At 44.4% G+C, this 626-nt stretch carries 2 tRNA genes and 1 rRNA gene; all 3 read right to left on the reverse strand.

Annotated features, from left to right (window positions below):
• Positions 1-138: 138 nt before the first annotated feature.
• The 3 genes from DWV06_RS12530 to rrf all read right to left on the reverse strand — a co-directional run bounded on the left by DWV06_RS12530 (position 139) and on the right by rrf (position 489).
• Positions 139-211: transfer RNA gene (locus DWV06_RS12530), tRNA-Ala, on the reverse strand.
• A gap of 78 nt (positions 212-289) precedes the next feature.
• Positions 290-363, reverse strand: a tRNA-Ile gene (locus tag DWV06_RS12535).
• Positions 364-371: 8 nt separating this feature from the next.
• Positions 372-489 (reverse strand): 5S ribosomal RNA (rrf, locus tag DWV06_RS12540).
• Positions 490-626: the final 137 nt, after the last annotated feature.

Raw genomic sequence — 626 nt, forward strand, 5'->3', positions numbered from 1 at the left:
CTCTGTGTTATGATTTTTCACATAACTTCTCGGATGTCTTGTCTAGATATTTCTATCTTTACTCTATTTCTTTCCATGTGTAGTTTTCAAGGTACATAACCATGTTTCTTTCTTTGGTTTTGATGCTTTCGCATCGAATGGAGATAACGAGATTCGAACTCGTGACCCCCTGCTTGCAAGGCAGGTGCTCTCCCAACTGAGCTATACCCCCATGGGTTGGTCTTTATCTTCTTTTCTTCTTTCTACCGGGCTTAAGTGGGCCTTTCCTCCTATGCCTTTCGCTTTTGACTGGGCTTAAGTGGACTCGAACCACCGACCTCACGCTTATCAGGCGTGCGCTCTAACCAGCTGAGCTATAAGCCCTTTTTTTAATCTGGCAGCCACCTACGTTCCCACATCGTCTCCAATGCAGTATTCTCGGCCGCTTAAGTCTTAACCATCGTGTTCGGGATGTGTACGGGTGTTCCCCCTAAGCGCATCGCCACCAGAAATATTTTCCTCTATTCTTTTCCCTTTTACGGACTTTTGAACATGGATAATTAAACAGTGAATTCCTTCATCCTTCCACTAAATTCAGACTTCGTTTGCACTCGTATTCATTAAGTGTCAGGATGGGCTTTCGTACT

Origin of the sequence: Anaerosacchariphilus polymeriproducens, assembly GCF_003363435.1 — a bacterium.
GTDB lineage: Bacteria > Bacillota > Clostridia > Lachnospirales > Lachnospiraceae > Anaerosacchariphilus > Anaerosacchariphilus polymeriproducens.